At 31.2% G+C, this 16,428-nt stretch carries 15 protein-coding genes; 5 read left to right on the forward strand and 10 right to left on the reverse strand.

The features are described 5' to 3' along the window. Positions 1 to 58 precede the first annotated feature (58 nt). Complete coding sequence (locus KO500_RS03770; protein ID WP_215955164.1) at positions 59 to 1,798, forward strand: ABC transporter ATP-binding protein; 1,740 nt, start codon at positions 59 to 61, stop codon at positions 1,796 to 1,798. A 54-nt stretch (positions 1,799 to 1,852) separates the two neighbouring features. Here KO500_RS03770 and KO500_RS03775 read toward each other — a convergent pair whose 3' ends face one another. The 10 genes from KO500_RS03775 to KO500_RS03820 form a co-directional block, all read right to left on the reverse strand. Then, positions 1,853 to 4,876, reverse strand: coding sequence for a WD40/YVTN/BNR-like repeat-containing protein (locus tag KO500_RS03775; RefSeq protein WP_215955165.1), 3,024 nt, complete (start codon positions 4,874 to 4,876; stop codon positions 1,853 to 1,855). A gap of 53 nt (positions 4,877 to 4,929) precedes the next feature. Continuing rightward, positions 4,930 to 5,694, reverse strand: a complete 765-nt coding sequence (locus KO500_RS03780; protein WP_215955166.1) for an outer membrane lipoprotein-sorting protein — start codon at positions 5,692 to 5,694, stop codon at positions 4,930 to 4,932. A gap of 148 nt (positions 5,695 to 5,842) precedes the next feature. Further along, entirely contained in the window at positions 5,843 to 6,172 is a 330-nt protein-coding gene (locus tag KO500_RS03785) for a 2Fe-2S iron-sulfur cluster-binding protein (RefSeq protein WP_215955167.1), read from the reverse strand. A gap of 80 nt (positions 6,173 to 6,252) precedes the next feature. Then, complete coding sequence (locus KO500_RS03790) at positions 6,253 to 6,492, reverse strand: NifU family protein (RefSeq protein ID WP_215955168.1); 240 nt, start codon at positions 6,490 to 6,492, stop codon at positions 6,253 to 6,255. 2 nt (positions 6,493 to 6,494) lie between these two features. Continuing rightward, the gene (locus tag KO500_RS03795) at positions 6,495 to 7,643 is read right to left on the reverse strand and encodes an Mrp/NBP35 family ATP-binding protein (protein WP_215955169.1); all 1,149 of its coding nucleotides are present in this window, start codon (positions 7,641 to 7,643) and stop codon (positions 6,495 to 6,497) included. A gap of 212 nt (positions 7,644 to 7,855) precedes the next feature. Further along, positions 7,856 to 8,191, reverse strand: coding sequence for an MGMT family protein (locus tag KO500_RS03800; RefSeq protein ID WP_215955170.1), 336 nt, complete (start codon positions 8,189 to 8,191; stop codon positions 7,856 to 7,858). A gap of 2 nt (positions 8,192 to 8,193) precedes the next feature. Then, positions 8,194 to 8,820, reverse strand: coding sequence for a LysE family transporter (locus tag KO500_RS03805; RefSeq protein ID WP_215955171.1), 627 nt, complete (start codon positions 8,818 to 8,820; stop codon positions 8,194 to 8,196). Next, complete coding sequence (trmB, locus tag KO500_RS03810; protein WP_215955172.1) at positions 8,821 to 9,492, reverse strand: tRNA (guanosine(46)-N7)-methyltransferase TrmB; 672 nt, start codon at positions 9,490 to 9,492, stop codon at positions 8,821 to 8,823. It lies immediately after the preceding gene. 66 nt (positions 9,493 to 9,558) lie between these two features. Next, complete coding sequence (locus tag KO500_RS03815; RefSeq protein WP_215955173.1) at positions 9,559 to 10,632, reverse strand: sensor histidine kinase; 1,074 nt, start codon at positions 10,630 to 10,632, stop codon at positions 9,559 to 9,561. Next, positions 10,632 to 11,318 carry a response regulator transcription factor gene (locus tag KO500_RS03820; RefSeq protein WP_215955174.1) on the reverse strand — a complete coding sequence of 229 codons (687 nt, stop codon included), beginning with the start codon at positions 11,316 to 11,318 and terminating at the stop codon, positions 10,632 to 10,634. Before KO500_RS03820 ends, KO500_RS03815 begins: the two co-directional genes overlap by 1 nt. A gap of 432 nt (positions 11,319 to 11,750) precedes the next feature. Between KO500_RS03820 and KO500_RS03825 the strand changes: the two genes are divergently transcribed. The 4 genes from KO500_RS03825 to KO500_RS03840 all read left to right on the forward strand — a co-directional run bounded on the left by KO500_RS03825 (position 11,751) and on the right by KO500_RS03840 (position 16,416). Then, on the forward strand, positions 11,751 to 12,059 hold the full coding sequence (locus KO500_RS03825) for a T9SS type A sorting domain-containing protein (protein WP_215955175.1): 309 nt from the start codon (positions 11,751 to 11,753) through the stop codon (positions 12,057 to 12,059). Between the two features lie 256 nt (positions 12,060 to 12,315). Beyond that, positions 12,316 to 12,636: a T9SS type A sorting domain-containing protein gene (locus KO500_RS03830; protein ID WP_215955176.1), complete on the forward strand. Its 321-nt coding sequence runs from the start codon at positions 12,316 to 12,318 to the stop codon at positions 12,634 to 12,636. A gap of 97 nt (positions 12,637 to 12,733) precedes the next feature. Continuing rightward, a complete protein-coding gene (locus KO500_RS03835; protein WP_215955177.1) occupies positions 12,734 to 13,723 on the forward strand; it encodes an acyl transferase in 990 nt (329 codons plus the stop codon). A gap of 143 nt (positions 13,724 to 13,866) precedes the next feature. After that, positions 13,867 to 16,416, forward strand: coding sequence for a DUF3857 domain-containing protein (locus tag KO500_RS03840; protein ID WP_215955178.1), 2,550 nt, complete (start codon positions 13,867 to 13,869; stop codon positions 16,414 to 16,416). The last annotated feature ends 12 nt before the right edge of the window (positions 16,417 to 16,428 follow it).

The following is a 16,428-nucleotide window of genomic DNA, read 5'->3' on the forward strand; positions in this document are numbered from 1 at the left end:
AATCCAATCAATTTAAAGTAACTTTGCTTCAACAAAAAAATTACAATCACTCACAAACATGGCTGAAAAAAAAGTTAGTATTCTCACCGCATTTAAAACTATTATTTGGCCTCGCCGAAATTTAGTTTTCATTGGCCTTTTATTAATAGCTATTAGTAAGGCAGCAAGCTTTGTTGCTCCAATGTCTCTTAAATATTTAATGGATGATGTGGTACCCAACAAAGACATTTCATTTTTAAAAACATTAGTGATTGTAGTAGTTATTGCATTTCTAGTACAAGCAATAACCTCCTTTTTACTAACACAAGTTTTAAGTATTCAAGCACAATATTTAATATCTGAATTACGAGCGCAAGTACAAAAAAAGGTACTCTCTTTGCCCATAAGCTTTTTTGACAATACAAAATCTGGAAGTTTGGTTTCACGTATTATGAGTGATGTTGAAGGTGTTCGCAATTTAATTGGTACTGGTTTAGTTCAACTTGTAGGTGGTAGTATTACTGCTATTGTATCTATAGTTTTATTAATAAAAATAAGTCCAGCAATGACATTAATGGCTTTTGCACCATTAATACTTTTTGCTGTTATATCACTTAAAGCTTTTAAAATAATTCGCCCTGTTTTTAGAGAACGTGGTAAAATTAATGCGGAAGTAAAAGGTAGATTAACTGAAACTTTAAGTGGTGTTCGTGTTATAAAAGGCTTTAATGCTGAAGAACAAGAAAGCCTGGTTTTTGAAAAAGGTGTTGATCGATTATACAAAAACGTAAAAAAGAGTTTAACCGCTACTGCTATAATGACCAGCTCATCAATTTTCTTACTTGGTATTGCAACTACTGCAATTATGATGGGTTACGGAGGTTATTTATTAATTATAGAGGAACTTACTATTGGTGAGTATTTAGAGTTTACATTTTTACTCGCTTTAATGGTTGCGCCTATCGTACAAATGAGTAATGTTGGCAGTCAATTAACAGAAGCATTAGCTGGTTTAGACCGCACAGAAGAACTAATGAATATGACTCCTGAAGCTGATGAAGAAAACAGAACGATCATGCTGGAAAATATTAAAGGTGATATTGCTTTTAATGATGTTTCGTTTGCTTACGAGGAAGATAAAGAAGTGTTACATAACATTGATTTTGAAGTAAAATCAGGTTCTGTAGTTGCATTGGTAGGTAGTTCAGGGTCAGGAAAATCTACAATTGCTGGTTTGGCAGCTACCTTTTTAGATCCGCAATCAGGAGCAATTACAATTGACGGACAAGATGTATCTAAAGTAAACCTCAACAGTTTCAGAAAAAATTTAGGTGTTGTTTTACAAGATGAATTTTTATTTGAAGGAACAATAAGAGCCAATATTTTATTCCCAAGACCTGATGCTAATGAGGAAGATTTGCAAAATGCCGTAGTTTCAGCTTATGTAAATGAGTTTACAGATCTTTTTGAAAAAGGCTTAGATACTTTAATTGGTGAGCGCGGCGTAAAACTTTCTGGCGGACAACGCCAACGAATTGCTATTGCAAGAGCAATTTTAGCAAACCCTAAAATTTTAATTTTAGATGAAGCAACCTCTAATTTAGATACTGAAAGTGAAACTTTAATTCAGAAAAGCTTAGCTACCTTAACAGAAGGAAGAACAACATTTGTAATTGCACACCGATTAAGTACAATTAGAAAAGCCGATCAAATTTTAGTTATTGAAAACGGGCGCATTGCAGAACAAGGCACACACGACGAGTTGATTGTTAAAGAAGGACGTTATTTTAATTTATTCACCTATCAGGCGAGGATATAAAAAAACAGTTGCTTTTCAGCAACTGTTTTTAAAATAATTCATTTTCAAAAAAGCTCAATTACTTACTAAGAATTTCTCGTAATCATCTAATTTCAATTCATCAAAACCTTTAAAGTTCTTCTTTAATTTATATAAGTTATTTTTTGCTTTGTTATAACGCTCAGAAATTACTTTCAAATTATCTAATTCTGAAGCAGATGGCTTATCGTAACTATTGATTAATTTACTATACAAATCAGTCATTTTTTCACGTAATTGAGGTTCTGCCGATCCCACATAATTATCTCCTGTAGTTATTACCAACGTCTCCTTCAATTCATTTAACTTCTTCAACATTTTTGTATTATTATCAGTATTCGCTTTTGCTAGCATAGCATCTAGTTCATAAACCATATACGCTAATTCTTCTGTCATATTATACAAACTCATGATTGTAGAGTTCTTTAAATTTCGATCTGCTTCTGTCAAGGTAGATTTAGGGTCATAAACTAAATCAAAAGTCTGTTCATAGGTTTCTTTTCCTTTTGTAAGGACTGCTTTATAAGTTCCTGCCGGTACTTTTGGAGAAGAAAAACCGCCGAATGAAAAGGTTTTACCCTTAGCTACCTTTGGTTGTTTTCTAGTATATCCCCAATTTACAATATTGATTCCCTTTGATTTACCAGGACCTAATTCTACAATTTTATTGCCCTCCAAATCTTGTATTTCTAAAGACATTTTCCCAAAAGTATGTCTACTCTTTAAATAATATTTTATTTGAGCGTCCGTGGTTTTATTTTGACCAACGAATTGTGTTTCTGCCCCAAAACTTCCTGAAAAACTAGTGTTTTCATTCATTACAGTTGGCTTTGTATCAAAAAAATGTAATGTTTTACCAAGAACATTATTATCTAACTGTCTTAATGGAGAAATATCATCAATAATAATTACACCTCTACCGTGTGTTCCCATTACCAAATCGTTAGTTTCTTGTTGTAATTCAATATAATGAACCGCTACAGATGGCATATTGTTGGTGAATTTCTTCCAATTTAATCCTCCATCTAAAGTTACATAAAGTCCGAACTCCGTTCCTAAGAATAATAAATCGGGGTTTTCATAATCCTCTTGAATATTTCTTGCAAAACCATATACATCAGGAGTTATTATATTCTTCCATGCCTTCCCGAAATCTGTGGTTTTATATGCATATGTATTTTTATCATTCATTGTGTGGCCATCAAAAACAGCATAAGCTGTGCCTTTGTCAAATACACTTGCTTCAATATGATAAGTCCATGTGTTTTTTGGTAAACCTGAAATATTTTGAGATGTGTTCTCCCAAGATTTTCCTCCATCTTTAGTAACTTGAACGTTACCATCATCTGTTCCAACCCATATAACATTTTCATCAAGTGGCGATTCTGCTATAGTAAATATTGTAGTATGATTTTCTGCACCAGAATTATCTTTTGAAAGTCCGCCTGAGTTCTCTTGAGTTTGTTTCTTTGGATCATTTGTTGTTAGATCTGGAGAAATTACCTTCCAAGTATCTCCCATATCATCTGATTTATGAAGAAACTGACTTCCCATATAAAAGCGATCAGGCACATGTGAACTTAAAGCCATTGGAGCATTCCAATTAAAACGAAGCTTGATATCTTCTTCAGTAGTAAGTGGCTGAATAGTTTTAGCTACATTACGGTCAACATCAAAACGCCAAACGTTCTCTGCTCCTTGCATTTCAGAATAGATTATTTTTTTAGTAGGGTGTTTTAACACTCTGAAACCATCTCCATACCCAACAGAATTCCAATCCCTTGCCTCTACTCCTCCTGGTGAAGATGACGGACCATACCACGAACCATTGTCCTGTAATCCACCATAAACATTATAAGGAGTTTCATGGTCAACACTCACATGATAAAATTGCGACAACGGTAAATTCTCAACAATTTCCATAGTTGTGCCTCCATCCATTGAACGATAAACCCCTCCATCTGTACCCACATACATAATATCTGAATCTTTGATGCTAAATGCTATATCGTGAATATCACTATGCATTCTTCCTAATGATTTGAAAGTCTTTCCTCCATCTTTAGAAATAGAACCACTTAAACCACCTTTAACAATTATATTTTCATCTCTTGGATCAACAACAATTTTTGAGAAATAGAACGGCCTAACCGTAATACCAAAATCATTATTCAGCTGTGTCCAGTTTTCCCCTGCATCACTACTTCTGTATAGGCCTTTGCGCTCATCTTTTTCTGCTTCAATAACAGTGTATAAAACATTTGAATTAGAAGGTGCCAAAGCAATCCCTAACCTCCCCAATTGCCCCTCAGGAAATCCTTTATGTATTTTATTCCATGTGGCTCCGCCATCTACAGATTTATACAATGCGCTGTTACTGCCTCCAGACTCAAAACTCCAACCAGTACGTCGGAACTCCCACATAGAAGCGTATAATATTTTGGAATTATTAGGATCCATTATTAAATCAGCACAACCAGTTTTAGGGTTTACGTATAATATTTTCTCCCACGTTTCTCCTGCATCAGAAGATTTATACACACCACGTTCTTCATTATCACCCCATAATGCACCTAACACTGCAACATAAATCTCTTTAGAGTTTTCTGGATTTACAATTACATTAGAAATTCTTTCAGAATGCTCTAATCCAATTTTTTTCCAATTTGAACCTCCGTCAGTAGATTTATAAAGTCCATCGCCTATTGAAACACTGTTACGTGGCCAAGTTTCTCCTGTACCTACATAAATGGTATTATCAGGATCATTTGGGTCTAATGATACTGCGCCAATAGATTGGCAATAGTCATCAAAAATTGGATTAAAAGTAGTACCTGCATCATTTGATTTCCAAACACCACCACCTGCAGAACCTATATATACAATTCTACTATTTGTTGGATGAACCTCAACATCATTAATACGGCCACTCATTAAAGCTGGGCCAATATGCCTTGCGGTTAAATCTCCGAAAATTTCTTTACCGGAATTACTGTCTTGTGCAGAACTCAAAAGAATTGTAAATAACACAAGACAAAAACTAATTATTATTTTTTTCATCTTTATTTTATATTAAAAAAGACCTTGATAAAAGGCCTTTTAGTTGTGGTATGTTATTCTTCTGTTTCTATTACATCAGGAAAAGTAAATACTTCATCTCCTATTTCTGGATTTAATTCTATAGAAGATATAGTAACAGGGCTTCCTGGTTGCCCTTTAACACCTTGAGTTATTGCATAAGGAAAGTATAGTCCGTCTACTTCTTGGTAATCACTCATGGTAACTTCTGAGGTCATTCCTTTTCCTGGTCCAGTTTTAATTTCTGAATGAATTGCAATTGGAACATAGTTTTCAGCATCAAAATAGTAAAAAGAAATATCTTCCTCTTTCTTACCATCTACCAATATAGGTTCTTTAACCAATTTTATTTTGAATGTCTCTGCACCATCAATAGTCTCTTTACCTAATAACTCAACAGTATACCCTTTATCTTTATAATCGATAAATGAATCTGGAAAATCATTGACATTTAATTTAAAATTACTAGTTGCTTCTGCATCGCTTTTTTCAGCTTTCATCGTCATAAAATTGTGACTCCAAAGTGTTTCACCATCAAAAGCATTTTGCTTAATTTCTTTCCCCTGAAAGTTAATTAATGTGACTTGCTTACCTTCTTTTAATTGAATGATTTCAAGTGGAATTTCCATTCCCTGTTGATTCACCTTAGCTATCATTTTCATTCCTTGTACCTCGCTAAGTTTGTCTAACCCTCCAATATTTTCAAAATAATTAGAAATAATTTCATCGGCAGTTTGTGCTTGTAAGGAAGTACTAATTGCTATAAAAAATACAGCAATACATAATTTTAGTGTTTTCATAATTGTTATCGTATTTAGGTTTTTTTAATTAGTATCAATTACTAATTAATTGTTACACATAAAGTTAATTTATTTGAAACAAAAAACTAGCCCTAAAGTATAGTTATACTTTAGGGCTAGTTTTTAATGCTTGAAATGAAAAAGAAAATTAACTTTCTGGAGCTAATTCAATTTCTAAACCTTCCATTTCTTCATTTATGTGTAATTGACATCCTAAACGGCTATTATCTTTTACATAGAATGCTTCTGCTAACATCGCATCTTCATCATCAGACTTTTCAGGTAAGTTTGTATCACTTTCTACATAACATTGGCACGAAGCACACATTGCCATACCACCACAAACACCAATAGTACCTTCTGGCGCAAGTTCGTAAGCACGTACAAGCTCCATAATATTCATGTTCATATCTGTAGGAGCATCAACCTCGTGTAAAACTCCTTCTCTGTCTTTAATTTTAATTTTTACGTCTGACATGGTTATTTATTATTTAAAATTCCCTCAGGTATACGCATAGCTTACCATTGGGAATTGTACTCTTTTTTATAAATTTTAAGTTATCCTATATTGATAACCTCTTCTATTTGTGGCACGTATTTTTTAATGGTCATTTCAACACCACTTTTTAAGGTCATTTGGTTTACCGAACAACCAACACAAGCACCTTCCAACTTTACTTTTACTGAAGTATCGTTATCAATAGAAATTAATGATATATCGCCACCATCACTTTGTAAAAAAGGTCGAATTTCTTCTAATGCTTTTTCAACATTTAATTTTACTTCTTCCGACGTCATAATTATTTCTTTTTAACCGGCGAACAACCCGCCATAGTAGTTATTTTAATAGCTTCAGTAGGTGGTAAACTATCATTTCTGTTTACAACTTCTTGCACTACATTTTTTGTAATTTCTTCAAAAGCAGACTCAATAGGTGTTGCTGTTTGCATTGCCGCTGGTCTACCAACATCTCCTGCTTCACGAATACTCTGTACTAATGGAATTTCACCTAAAAACGGAACTTTTAAATCTTCTGATAAATGTTTAGCCCCTTCTTTACCAAAAATATAATACTTATTATCTGGCAATTCTTCTGGTGTAAAATAAGCCATATTCTCAACAATACCCAACACTGGTACGTTTATAGAATCTTGCTGAAACATTGCAACACCCTTACGGGCATCAGCCAATGCAACTTCTTGTGGTGTACTTACTACAACTGCACCTGTTACAGGCATAGCTTGCATAATACTTAAATGAATATCACCTGTTCCTGGAGGTAAATCCAACAACATAAAATCTATTTCTCCCCAATGTGCATCAAAAATCATTTGATTTAATGCTTTTGAAGCCATTGGTCCTCTCCAAATTACTGCTTGGTTAGGTTGCGTAAAAAAGCCAATAGAAAGTAATTTTACACCATAGCTTTCAACTGGTTTCATCTTAGACTTACCATCTATATTTACTGCTAAAGGTTTTTCTTGAGCAACATCAAACATAATTGGCATTGATGGTCCGTAAATATCAGCATCTAACAAGCCTACTTTAAAGCCCATTTTTGCTAAAGTAACAGCTAAATTTGCGGTTACAGTAGATTTACCTACACCACCTTTACCAGAGGCTACTGCGATTATATTTTTGATTCCAGGTAATGGTTTTCCTTTTATTTCATTAGCCTTTGGCTTATCTGCAGCTACAGGAGCTTCAACTTTTATGTTAATTTTAATTTTAGCTTTTTCGTAAACTTCTTTATGAATGATTTTTAAAATCTCAACCTCAGTTTTTTTTCGTGCTTGAAGACTTGGGTTTGCAATTGTTATATCAACTTCAACCTCATCACCAAAAATCTGAACATTTTTAACTGCACCACTTTCTATCATATTCTGACCTTCACCAGGTACAGTAATGTTTTCTAATGCTTTGAGGATATCTTTTTTCTCTAATTTCATTTGAATCTATTGCTTCAATTTAAGTAATAAGACGTAATTTTTTTTAATCATTTCAATAAAAAAACAAAATTTTAAATGCAATTACGTAAAACTATTCTCTTTATATTAATAAAACTGAATTGTAAAATACAAAGATAAGCTATAGGGCTGATATTAAGAAAGGTTGAAATTGAAATATAACATAGTTTGATAAGAATGTCTTATGTAAATATTTACTCTAATTCCGTAAACGGATCCCAAAAATGTTTTTCTAAATTCTGAATTTGATTATCAACAATTACAACACCCTCATTCTCTAATAATTGTTGCATTAGGTTAGTACCATCAAAATGATGTTTACCAGTTAGTAAACCTTGTTTATTTACCACTCTATGTGCCGGAACATCATCCATATTATGCGATGCATTCATTGCCCAACCAACCATACGAGCACTACGCGCGGCACCTAAATATTTTGCTATTGCTCCATAAGAAGTTACGCGACCAACGGGAATTTTTTTAGCCACTTCATATACTTTCTCGAAAAAATTGACATTCTCTTCTTTCATACCTAATAATTAAGAAGTCGAAATACTGTAATGACAAATAAGATACACATTAAAATACTTAATATATAGTTTGAATTCCTTGAAAATGTATTGTTTTTAGATTCTAATTTATTGAAGTAAATCGTATATAAATACAGAACCGTAAAAGTTCCGCAACCTGCACCTAAAATAAAAATGATAATATCTGATGCTTCGAACTTAATCCAACCTGATGCTTTCCACATTGCATTTAACCCACTATAATAAGGGATTGTCAACAAATTAATTGACGCTAAAAAAACACCTTTAAAAAAACTGTTTTTTTTACTAACCTTGATGGTTTTCTTTTTTTTAGGTTTATTGCGCTTCGCAATTATAAAGAAATATATTGCAAGAGTCCCAAAAACCACCAATGCTATTTTCAGTAATACCGCAACCACACTCGGGTGATTGTGTAAATATTTAGAAATTAATACCGCAATATAGGCTTGCAGTATTATTGTCACTGAAACCCCTAAACTAAAGATAATTCCGTTTAGCTTACCTTTATCTACGCTTGTTTTTGCTGCATTCATATTCAACAATCCCGGAGGAACTGTTGCCATAAAAGCCGCCGAAAAAGTAGCAAAAAACAAAATTAGTAAATGCATCTATCTAACTTTGAATTGTATGTATGTGATAGGCTTTCCTTTTTCAAGGTATTGATTTTCGTAAAAAGTTTGTATAGTTAAAACTTCTTTTGGGCTACCTGCATTTTTGTACACATCATGGTTAGCATAAATTACTTCTAAACCAGAACCATGTAGTAAACCTAAAGTATAGCCATGCATAAACTCACTATCTGTTTTTAAATTTACGACTCCTGTTTCGTTTAAAATATGACAATATTTATCTAAAAACAATTTGTTGGTAAGTCTATGTTTTGTTCTCTTGTATTTAATTTGAGGATCTGGAAAAGTAATCCATATTTCAGAAATTTCATTTTCTGCAAAAAGTTGATCAATTAATTCAATCTGACTTCTAATAAAAGCAACATTAGGCAAGTTTTGATCAATAGCAGTTTTTGCACCACGCCAAAAACGAGCTCCTTTAATATCAACACCAATAAAATTCTTGTCTTTATGTAGTTTTGCTAAGCCAACAGTATATTCACCTTTACCGCAACCTAATTCTAAAATTATTGGATTATCATTTTTAAAGAACGTATTCCATTTGCCTTTTAAAGGGAATTCACCTTTATAAACATCTTCACGTAATGGCTGAAACACATTATCAAATGTCTCGTTTTCTTTAAATCTTTTTAGTTTGTTCTTACTACCCACCCTAAATCTTATTTTGTGCCGGCAAAGCTAAGAAATTCTTTATATTAAGACTGTAACAAGTGTTATTTAACTTTCTACAGCTACATCTTCAACTTTTTCTTGTGCTTTTTCAAGTGTAAATGAGAATTCAGAACCTACATCAACCACACTTTCAACATAAATTTTCTCATTATGAGCTTCAATAATATGTTTTACTATTGAAAGTCCTAACCCTGAACCCCCTTCTTGGCGACTACCACTTCTATCTACTCTATAAAAACGTTCAAAAAGTCTTGGAATATGGTTTTTTGCAATTCCTTCTCCATTATCCGTAACTCTTACAATGACACGGTTTTTTACCAAATTTTCAATGCTAACTTCAGTAGTACCGTTTTGTTCACCATATTTAATTGAGTTCACTAATAAATTAGTTATAACTTGCTGAATTTTCTCTTTATCACCATTAACCATTATAGGTGAGTTGTATCTCATATCAAAAGTGAGTGCTATTTTCTTTTTAGCCGCTTTCATTTCTAATAAATCAAAAACACTTTGCACCAACTCAACAATATTAAAGGTTGATACTTCAAGATTTAAATCACCCGTTTCTAATTTGGTAATTAAATCTAAATCTTTAACAATATAAATAAGCCTTTCCACTCCTTTATTTGCTCTCTGAAGGTATTTTTTTCGAATTACTTTATCATTCGCCGCACCATCAAGCAAGGTCAAAATATACCCTTGAACAGTAAAAAGTGGTGTTTTTAGTTCATGTGATACATTTCCAATAAAATCACGTCTATATTCTTCTCTAACCTTTAGTGTTTCAATCTCAATTTTTTTGTCTTTTGCGAATTTTTCAATCTCATTGGTCAAACTACTCATATCAGTAGTTACTGTTCTTGACGAAAGACTAGAAGACTCTAAAAGAGAAACATCATCATAGATTTTCTTAATTCTTTTGTAGATAAATTTTTCAACACGAAGTTGTATCACAAAAAAACAAATAACATAGGTAAGTAAAGACGATAATGCAATTAGCCACCAGTCCAAAGCATCTTTTAACCAAGCAAAACTTATTAAAATTAATGTTATTGTAATCGTTATATATAGAGCAGACCTAAAAGCAAATCTGTAAGATTTTTTAAATAATATAGCCATTATATAATAAACTTATAGCCTACTCCTTTGACAGTTTTAAAGTTATCATCACCTATTTTTTCACGAAGTTTTCTAATGTGAACATCAATTGTACGACCACCCACAACAACTTCGTTACCCCAAACTTTATCTAAAATAACTTCTCTTTTAAATACTTTATTAGGTTTTGAAGTTAGCAACGCTAATAATTCAAACTCTTTTCTTGGTAAAGTAAGTTCTTTACCGTTATTGATAATTTTATACTCTTCTCTATTAATAACAATATTACCAACCTTTACAATATCTTCTACTTCAGCAGTATCTTCTTTTAACCTTCTAAGTAATGCTTTTACTTTACTAACAAAAACTTTTGGTTTAATTGGTTTTGTAATATAGTCATCAGCACCAGCATCAAAACCAGCAACTTGTGAATAATCTTCACTTCTAGCAGTTAAAAAAGTAATAATTGTATTTTCCAAACCTGAAGTATTTCTAATAACTTCACAAGCTTCAATACCATCCATTTCTGGCATCATTACATCTAATATTATAAGGTGTGGTTGTTTCTTTTTTGCTTTAGCAACACCTTCAACTCCATTCTTTGCTGTACTTACATCATACCCTTCAGAACTCAAATTATAACTTAAAATCTCTAGAATATCTGGCTCATCATCAACTAATAATATTCTAATGTCTTTGTTTTTCATCTGCTTGATATCTATTTGTTTGTTAGAGTTAATGTAATACTTACAATTTAATAAAAATAGTATAGAATACGCTTTGCATTAAGGTCATAAATATTGACTATTCGCCCAAAAGTAAAGATAATACTATTATGTATATACCTACTTAACGTTGATTTAATATCATAACATTTAGGTAACTCTGAAGCTCTATTTTTCAATATTCAGTTAACATATAGTTTATATTTATATGCCTGTTTTAATAATTACTAATAAAAACTACTATTTATGTAATTTTAAAAATTATTTAATTTAAGAATAAAACCGCCAACACCTTAGTTCGTTTTGACATTTTTATACGCAATTCATCGAAAATATTTTAGATATTCCAATTGCAAAGATGCTTAGCTACAAAAAATACTATATTTGTAACATACCATTTGCTTATAAAAATATATGAAGAAACTTTACTTTATACTTATTTTTTTATTTACAACCTTCGCATTTGCTCAACATACTACAGCAAATGAAACCATTGATGGTTTTAAAATTTACCCTAACCCGGTTACTAATGGTAAAGTATTTATAAGCACAACTTTAAATGCTCCGAAAAAAATTGCAATCTACGATATACTCGGAACAAAAATTATAGAGACTACTATTATAGGTAAAGAATTAAACCTTTCAAATATTGATGCCGGTATGTATATGCTTCGTGTTGTTGAAAACAACAAAGTAGCTACCCGAAAACTTATTATTAAGTAATAATACATTTCTTATTAACTAACTAATAAGTAGTTATTCCTTTTTATTCTATTTCAAAATTATTATCTAGCTCTACTAGAAATACAACCACACATCTCAAAAAAAACCAATTTCAAACTGGCTTTTTAGCTAATTATTGTATTGAAATAATAAAAATAGTGTGTTTGACCTACAATAAAATGAGTTTCACAACAATTAATGACACTCAAGATACACTTTCCATAAATTTACATCAGTTATCCAAATCACAAGAGATATGAAAAAATTCTACTTTATATTACTGACAGTTATCACGATTTCATTTTTAGGTAATGAAAACTTAAATAGTCAAACTAACGATAAAGAAATTGAAAAATTTAATAATTTTTCAAATACAGAATTTTATGATTTAGCAGCTGTAGCTTCACATGATAATATTGCCAAAGATATTTTAGTATTTGATTTGTTCGGAGAAGTAGCACTGCAAGAACATACAACATATAATAAATTGAATGTATCTAACCTTGATACAGGTATTTATATTATACAAGTAACAGAAAACACTAAAACTACTTCAAGAAAGTTAGTAGTTAAATAACACAAAATACATCAAGCTAACCCAAACTCCTTTTCCAATTTCTGGATTAGGAGTTTTTTGTTTTATGAAAACAACTAGTATGTTTACTTTTGTTATTATGAAAGCACCTATTACATCAAAAGATATTTTTAGCATTACTAATGCAGAAGAATTTAATTCGCTTTCGTTAAAAATTTTTTGCGAACAATACACGAATAATTTGGTGTATCGAGAGTTCTGCAATCACCTAAACAAAACACCTAATGTTGTAAAAAAATTAAAGGATATACCTTTTTTACCTATCGAGTTTTTTAAGTCAAAAGAAATAGTCAGCTCAAATCAAAAGGCCGAAATTATCTTTACAAGTAGTGGCACCACAGGTAGCACAACTAGCAAACACTTTGTTGCCGATGTTGCTATTTATGAAGAAAGCTACCTAAAAGGTTTCGATTATTTTTATGGAGATATAACCAAGTATTGTGTATTAGCATTACTCCCTTCTTATTTAGAAAGACAAGGATCATCACTAATTTACATGGCTGACGATTTAATTAAAAAAAGCAGACACTCTGAGAGTGGTTTTTATTTGAATGATTTAAAATTGTTAACTCAAAAGTTAATTGAACTAGACAAGAAAGGAACAAAAATTCTTTTAATTGGCGTCTCGTTTGCACTTTTAGATCTAACAGAAAGTTATGCACTAAACCTTAAAAACACCATTATAATGGAAACTGGTGGTATGAAAGGGAGACGAAAAGAAATGATTCGTGAAGAGCTACATGGTATTTTAAAATCAGGTTTTGGTGTAGATAAAATACATTCTGAATACGGTATGACTGAGTTACTTTCACAAGGTTACTCTAAGGGAAACGGTATTTTTGAAACACCACCTTGGATGGACATTCTTGTTCGGGATACAGAAGATGCGCTTAGCTATCAAGAAAATGGAAAAACTGGTGGCTTAAATGTAATTGATTTAGCCAATATCAAGTCTTGTTCATTTATTGCAACACAAGATTTAGGAAAAAAGTTTGACGACAATACTTTCTCTATCTTAGGTAGATTTGACAATTCTGATATTAGAGGATGTAATTTATTGGTGTTTTAAAATTTTAATTACAACAACTGCTTTTTTGAGCAAAATTTCTTGCTAGCTCTCCAATAAAAGACAATTTATACAATAGTTGTTTTATATTTACTTTACCAAGGTAGTTTTAAAAGATTACCCCGAAATCAACCAAACCACAAAACATGAAATTAATATTTTCTGTACTACTTTCCCTTTTATCGTATAACACTCAAGCAACCTACCAGGCTGATAAATCACCAACACCATCATGGGTCAAAAATATTAATACAAACGAAACTGAAATTTTAGATGAGAATAGTAGCTATCAATACTTATTAATTGATTTGCAAAAAAATCTGCCGAAACAAGCTATTTACAGACATTATTCTATAAAAATTTTAAATGCTGAAGGTATACAGACTATGTCTGATATTAACATTTCATACGACCCTTCTTATCAAAAATTAGAATTTCATAAAGTATTACTTATTAGAGAAGGTTCTGAAATAGACAAGTTAAAAACGACTACAATTCAAAACATTCAAAGAGAAACAAATATGGAGCGTTCGCTTTATGATGGTTCTTTGACTGCTATCATTAATTTGTCTGATGTTAGAGAAGGAGATATTATTGAATATTCGTACACAACCACTGGCCTAAACCCTGTAAACAAAGGGCATTATGCAACTACATTATATCAACAATATAATTTTCCGGTAAATAAAATATACCAGCGTTTAATAACAGATTCCAAAGCAAGTATTAATTACAAACTATTTGAAGGAGCAAATAAACCTAAGATAGAAATAAGTAATGATAAAACTGAATATTTATGGGAATCTATTGGATTAGACTATACAATTTATGAAAGCAATACACCATATTGGTATGATCCTCAAAAAAGAATTTCATATTCTACTTTTAACTCATGGAGTGAAGTAGTCAATTGGGCGCTACCCCTATATAACACAAATAATTCTGGACTTTCTCTCAATAAACAAGATGAAAAACCAATTAACAAAGAGGATGAAATTATAAAATCCATTAGAATGGTACAAGACGAGATTCGCTATTTGGGGTTTGAATCTGGCATTAGTGCTTATAAGCCAAATTCACCCAACAAAGTACTCAATCAACGGTATGGCGATTGTAAAGATAAATCTCTTCTACTTGTGACATTATTAAAAGACCAAGGAATTGAAGCCTATCCGGTTTTAGTAAATACTTTAAATAAAAGTGAAATTAGTAATCAACTCCCAAGTAATACAGTTTTTGATCATTGCATTGTTAATTTAGAGTTTGAAGGTAAACAGTATTTTATTGATCCAACAATATCGAGCCAAGGAGGGAATTTAAAAAATATAGCAACACCTAATTACAAAAAAGGATTACGCATAAAGAACGGTGAATCAAATTTAATTGACATACAAAGTTCAAACAATTCTGAAATAAGCATCAACGAAACTATTACAATTGATTCTATCGGAAAGGGAGCTTCTTTTCTTATAGAAACAACCTATAAAGGAGTTAAAGCAGACTACATGCGTAGCTACTTTAATTCTTCCCCTAAAGAAACTATTAAACGAGATTTTACTAATTATTACAGTAATATTTACCCAGGAATTGAATCTATTGATAATGTAAAATTTACAGACTTTGACAGGAATATTGAAAACATTGTTACCGTAAAAGAATATTACAAATTAAACGATTTATGGTTAGATGCTGAAAATGATTCTTATATATACACAGAAATATATCCACTTGTATTAGAGTCATACATCTCATATCCTCAAACTACTTCAGTAGATAGAAGCATGCCATACTACTTAGGCGAAAATTTAAAATTTCATCAAAAAACATCAGTATATTTACCTGAAGAATGGAGTATTGAACCTTCAACAGTATCAATAGAAGGAAATGGTTTTAGTTATAAAAATATCGTAAAAGGATATGGGAAAAACTTAAGTGTAGAACATAACTACGAACTAAATAAAGAAATTATTAACGCAAAGGAATTAGTTAAATTTCAAAAAGATCATGAAGATATACAGAATCAACTTTCCTACTTTTTAACTTATAATCAAAACTTAAATGAATTTAAATTTAGTTGGGTTTCAATTATTATAATTTTAATAGCAATAACAATTGGAATTTACTTTTCCATAAAAATATTTAAAGAGTATAATCCAAAACCCTATGCAAACGCATTAGATTTAAGTATTGGCGGATGGTTAGTTTTACCAGCTATAGGACTTACACTTACTCCTATTTTTATGCTTATTGATTTAATTACTGAGACATCATATTATAATAAAAACAGCTGGATAAATTTTATAGATTCAGGTTTAGAAAATTACAATATACTGATTGGCATCTATGGTTTAGAATTGTTTTATAATTATTTGTTTTTAATATTTTCTATTTTACTTATCGTTTTATTTTATAAAAGAAGAACGAGTATACCTCAACTAATGACGATATTTTATATCTCAAATTTTTTATTCATATTACTTGACTACATTGCATTCCAGTTTTTCACAGATCTTACGTTTACCAACGCTGAAATTTCCGAATCATATAATGAAATAACCAGAGCTTTTATTGGTTCAGTAATTTGGATTCCTTATTTCAACATCTCAAAAAGAGTAAAAAATACATTTTGTAAAATAAATTCAGACGTAAAAAACTCTGCACAAATCATAAGTTCTTCTACTCTAGAGCATAATTGAAGTTTTAATAAT

The sequence above is a fragment of the Cellulophaga baltica genome, from assembly GCF_018861125.1.
GTDB lineage: Bacteria > Bacteroidota > Bacteroidia > Flavobacteriales > Flavobacteriaceae > Cellulophaga > Cellulophaga baltica_A.

Bases quoted from the DNA above. Each gene is read 5' to 3' on its own strand.
- KO500_RS03795 (WP_215955169.1), bottom strand. From the start codon at position 7,643: ATGAAATTAGAGAAAAAAGATATCCTCAAAGCATTAGAAAACATTACT.
- KO500_RS03770 (WP_215955164.1), top strand. From the start codon at position 59: ATGGCTGAAAAAAAAGTTAGTATTCTCACCGCATTTAAAACTATTATT.
- KO500_RS03800 (WP_215955170.1), bottom strand. From the start codon at position 8,191: ATGAAAGAAGAGAATGTCAATTTTTTCGAGAAAGTATATGAAGTGGCT.
- KO500_RS03815 (WP_215955173.1), bottom strand. From the start codon at position 10,632: ATGGCTATATTATTTAAAAAATCTTACAGATTTGCTTTTAGGTCTGCT.
- KO500_RS03825 (WP_215955175.1), top strand. From the start codon at position 11,751: ATGAAGAAACTTTACTTTATACTTATTTTTTTATTTACAACCTTCGCA.
- KO500_RS03835 (WP_215955177.1), top strand. From the start codon at position 12,734: ATGAAAGCACCTATTACATCAAAAGATATTTTTAGCATTACTAATGCA.
- KO500_RS03780 (WP_215955166.1), bottom strand. From the start codon at position 5,694: ATGAAAACACTAAAATTATGTATTGCTGTATTTTTTATAGCAATTAGT.
- KO500_RS03775 (WP_215955165.1), bottom strand. From the start codon at position 4,876: ATGAAAAAAATAATAATTAGTTTTTGTCTTGTGTTATTTACAATTCTT.
- KO500_RS03830 (WP_215955176.1), top strand. From the start codon at position 12,316: ATGAAAAAATTCTACTTTATATTACTGACAGTTATCACGATTTCATTT.
- KO500_RS03785 (WP_215955167.1), bottom strand. From the start codon at position 6,172: ATGTCAGACGTAAAAATTAAAATTAAAGACAGAGAAGGAGTTTTACAC.
- KO500_RS03805 (WP_215955171.1), bottom strand. From the start codon at position 8,820: ATGCATTTACTAATTTTGTTTTTTGCTACTTTTTCGGCGGCTTTTATG.
- KO500_RS03790 (WP_215955168.1), bottom strand. From the start codon at position 6,492: ATGACGTCGGAAGAAGTAAAATTAAATGTTGAAAAAGCATTAGAAGAA.
- KO500_RS03840 (WP_215955178.1), top strand. From the start codon at position 13,867: ATGAAATTAATATTTTCTGTACTACTTTCCCTTTTATCGTATAACACT.
- KO500_RS03820 (WP_215955174.1), bottom strand. From the start codon at position 11,318: ATGAAAAACAAAGACATTAGAATATTATTAGTTGATGATGAGCCAGAT.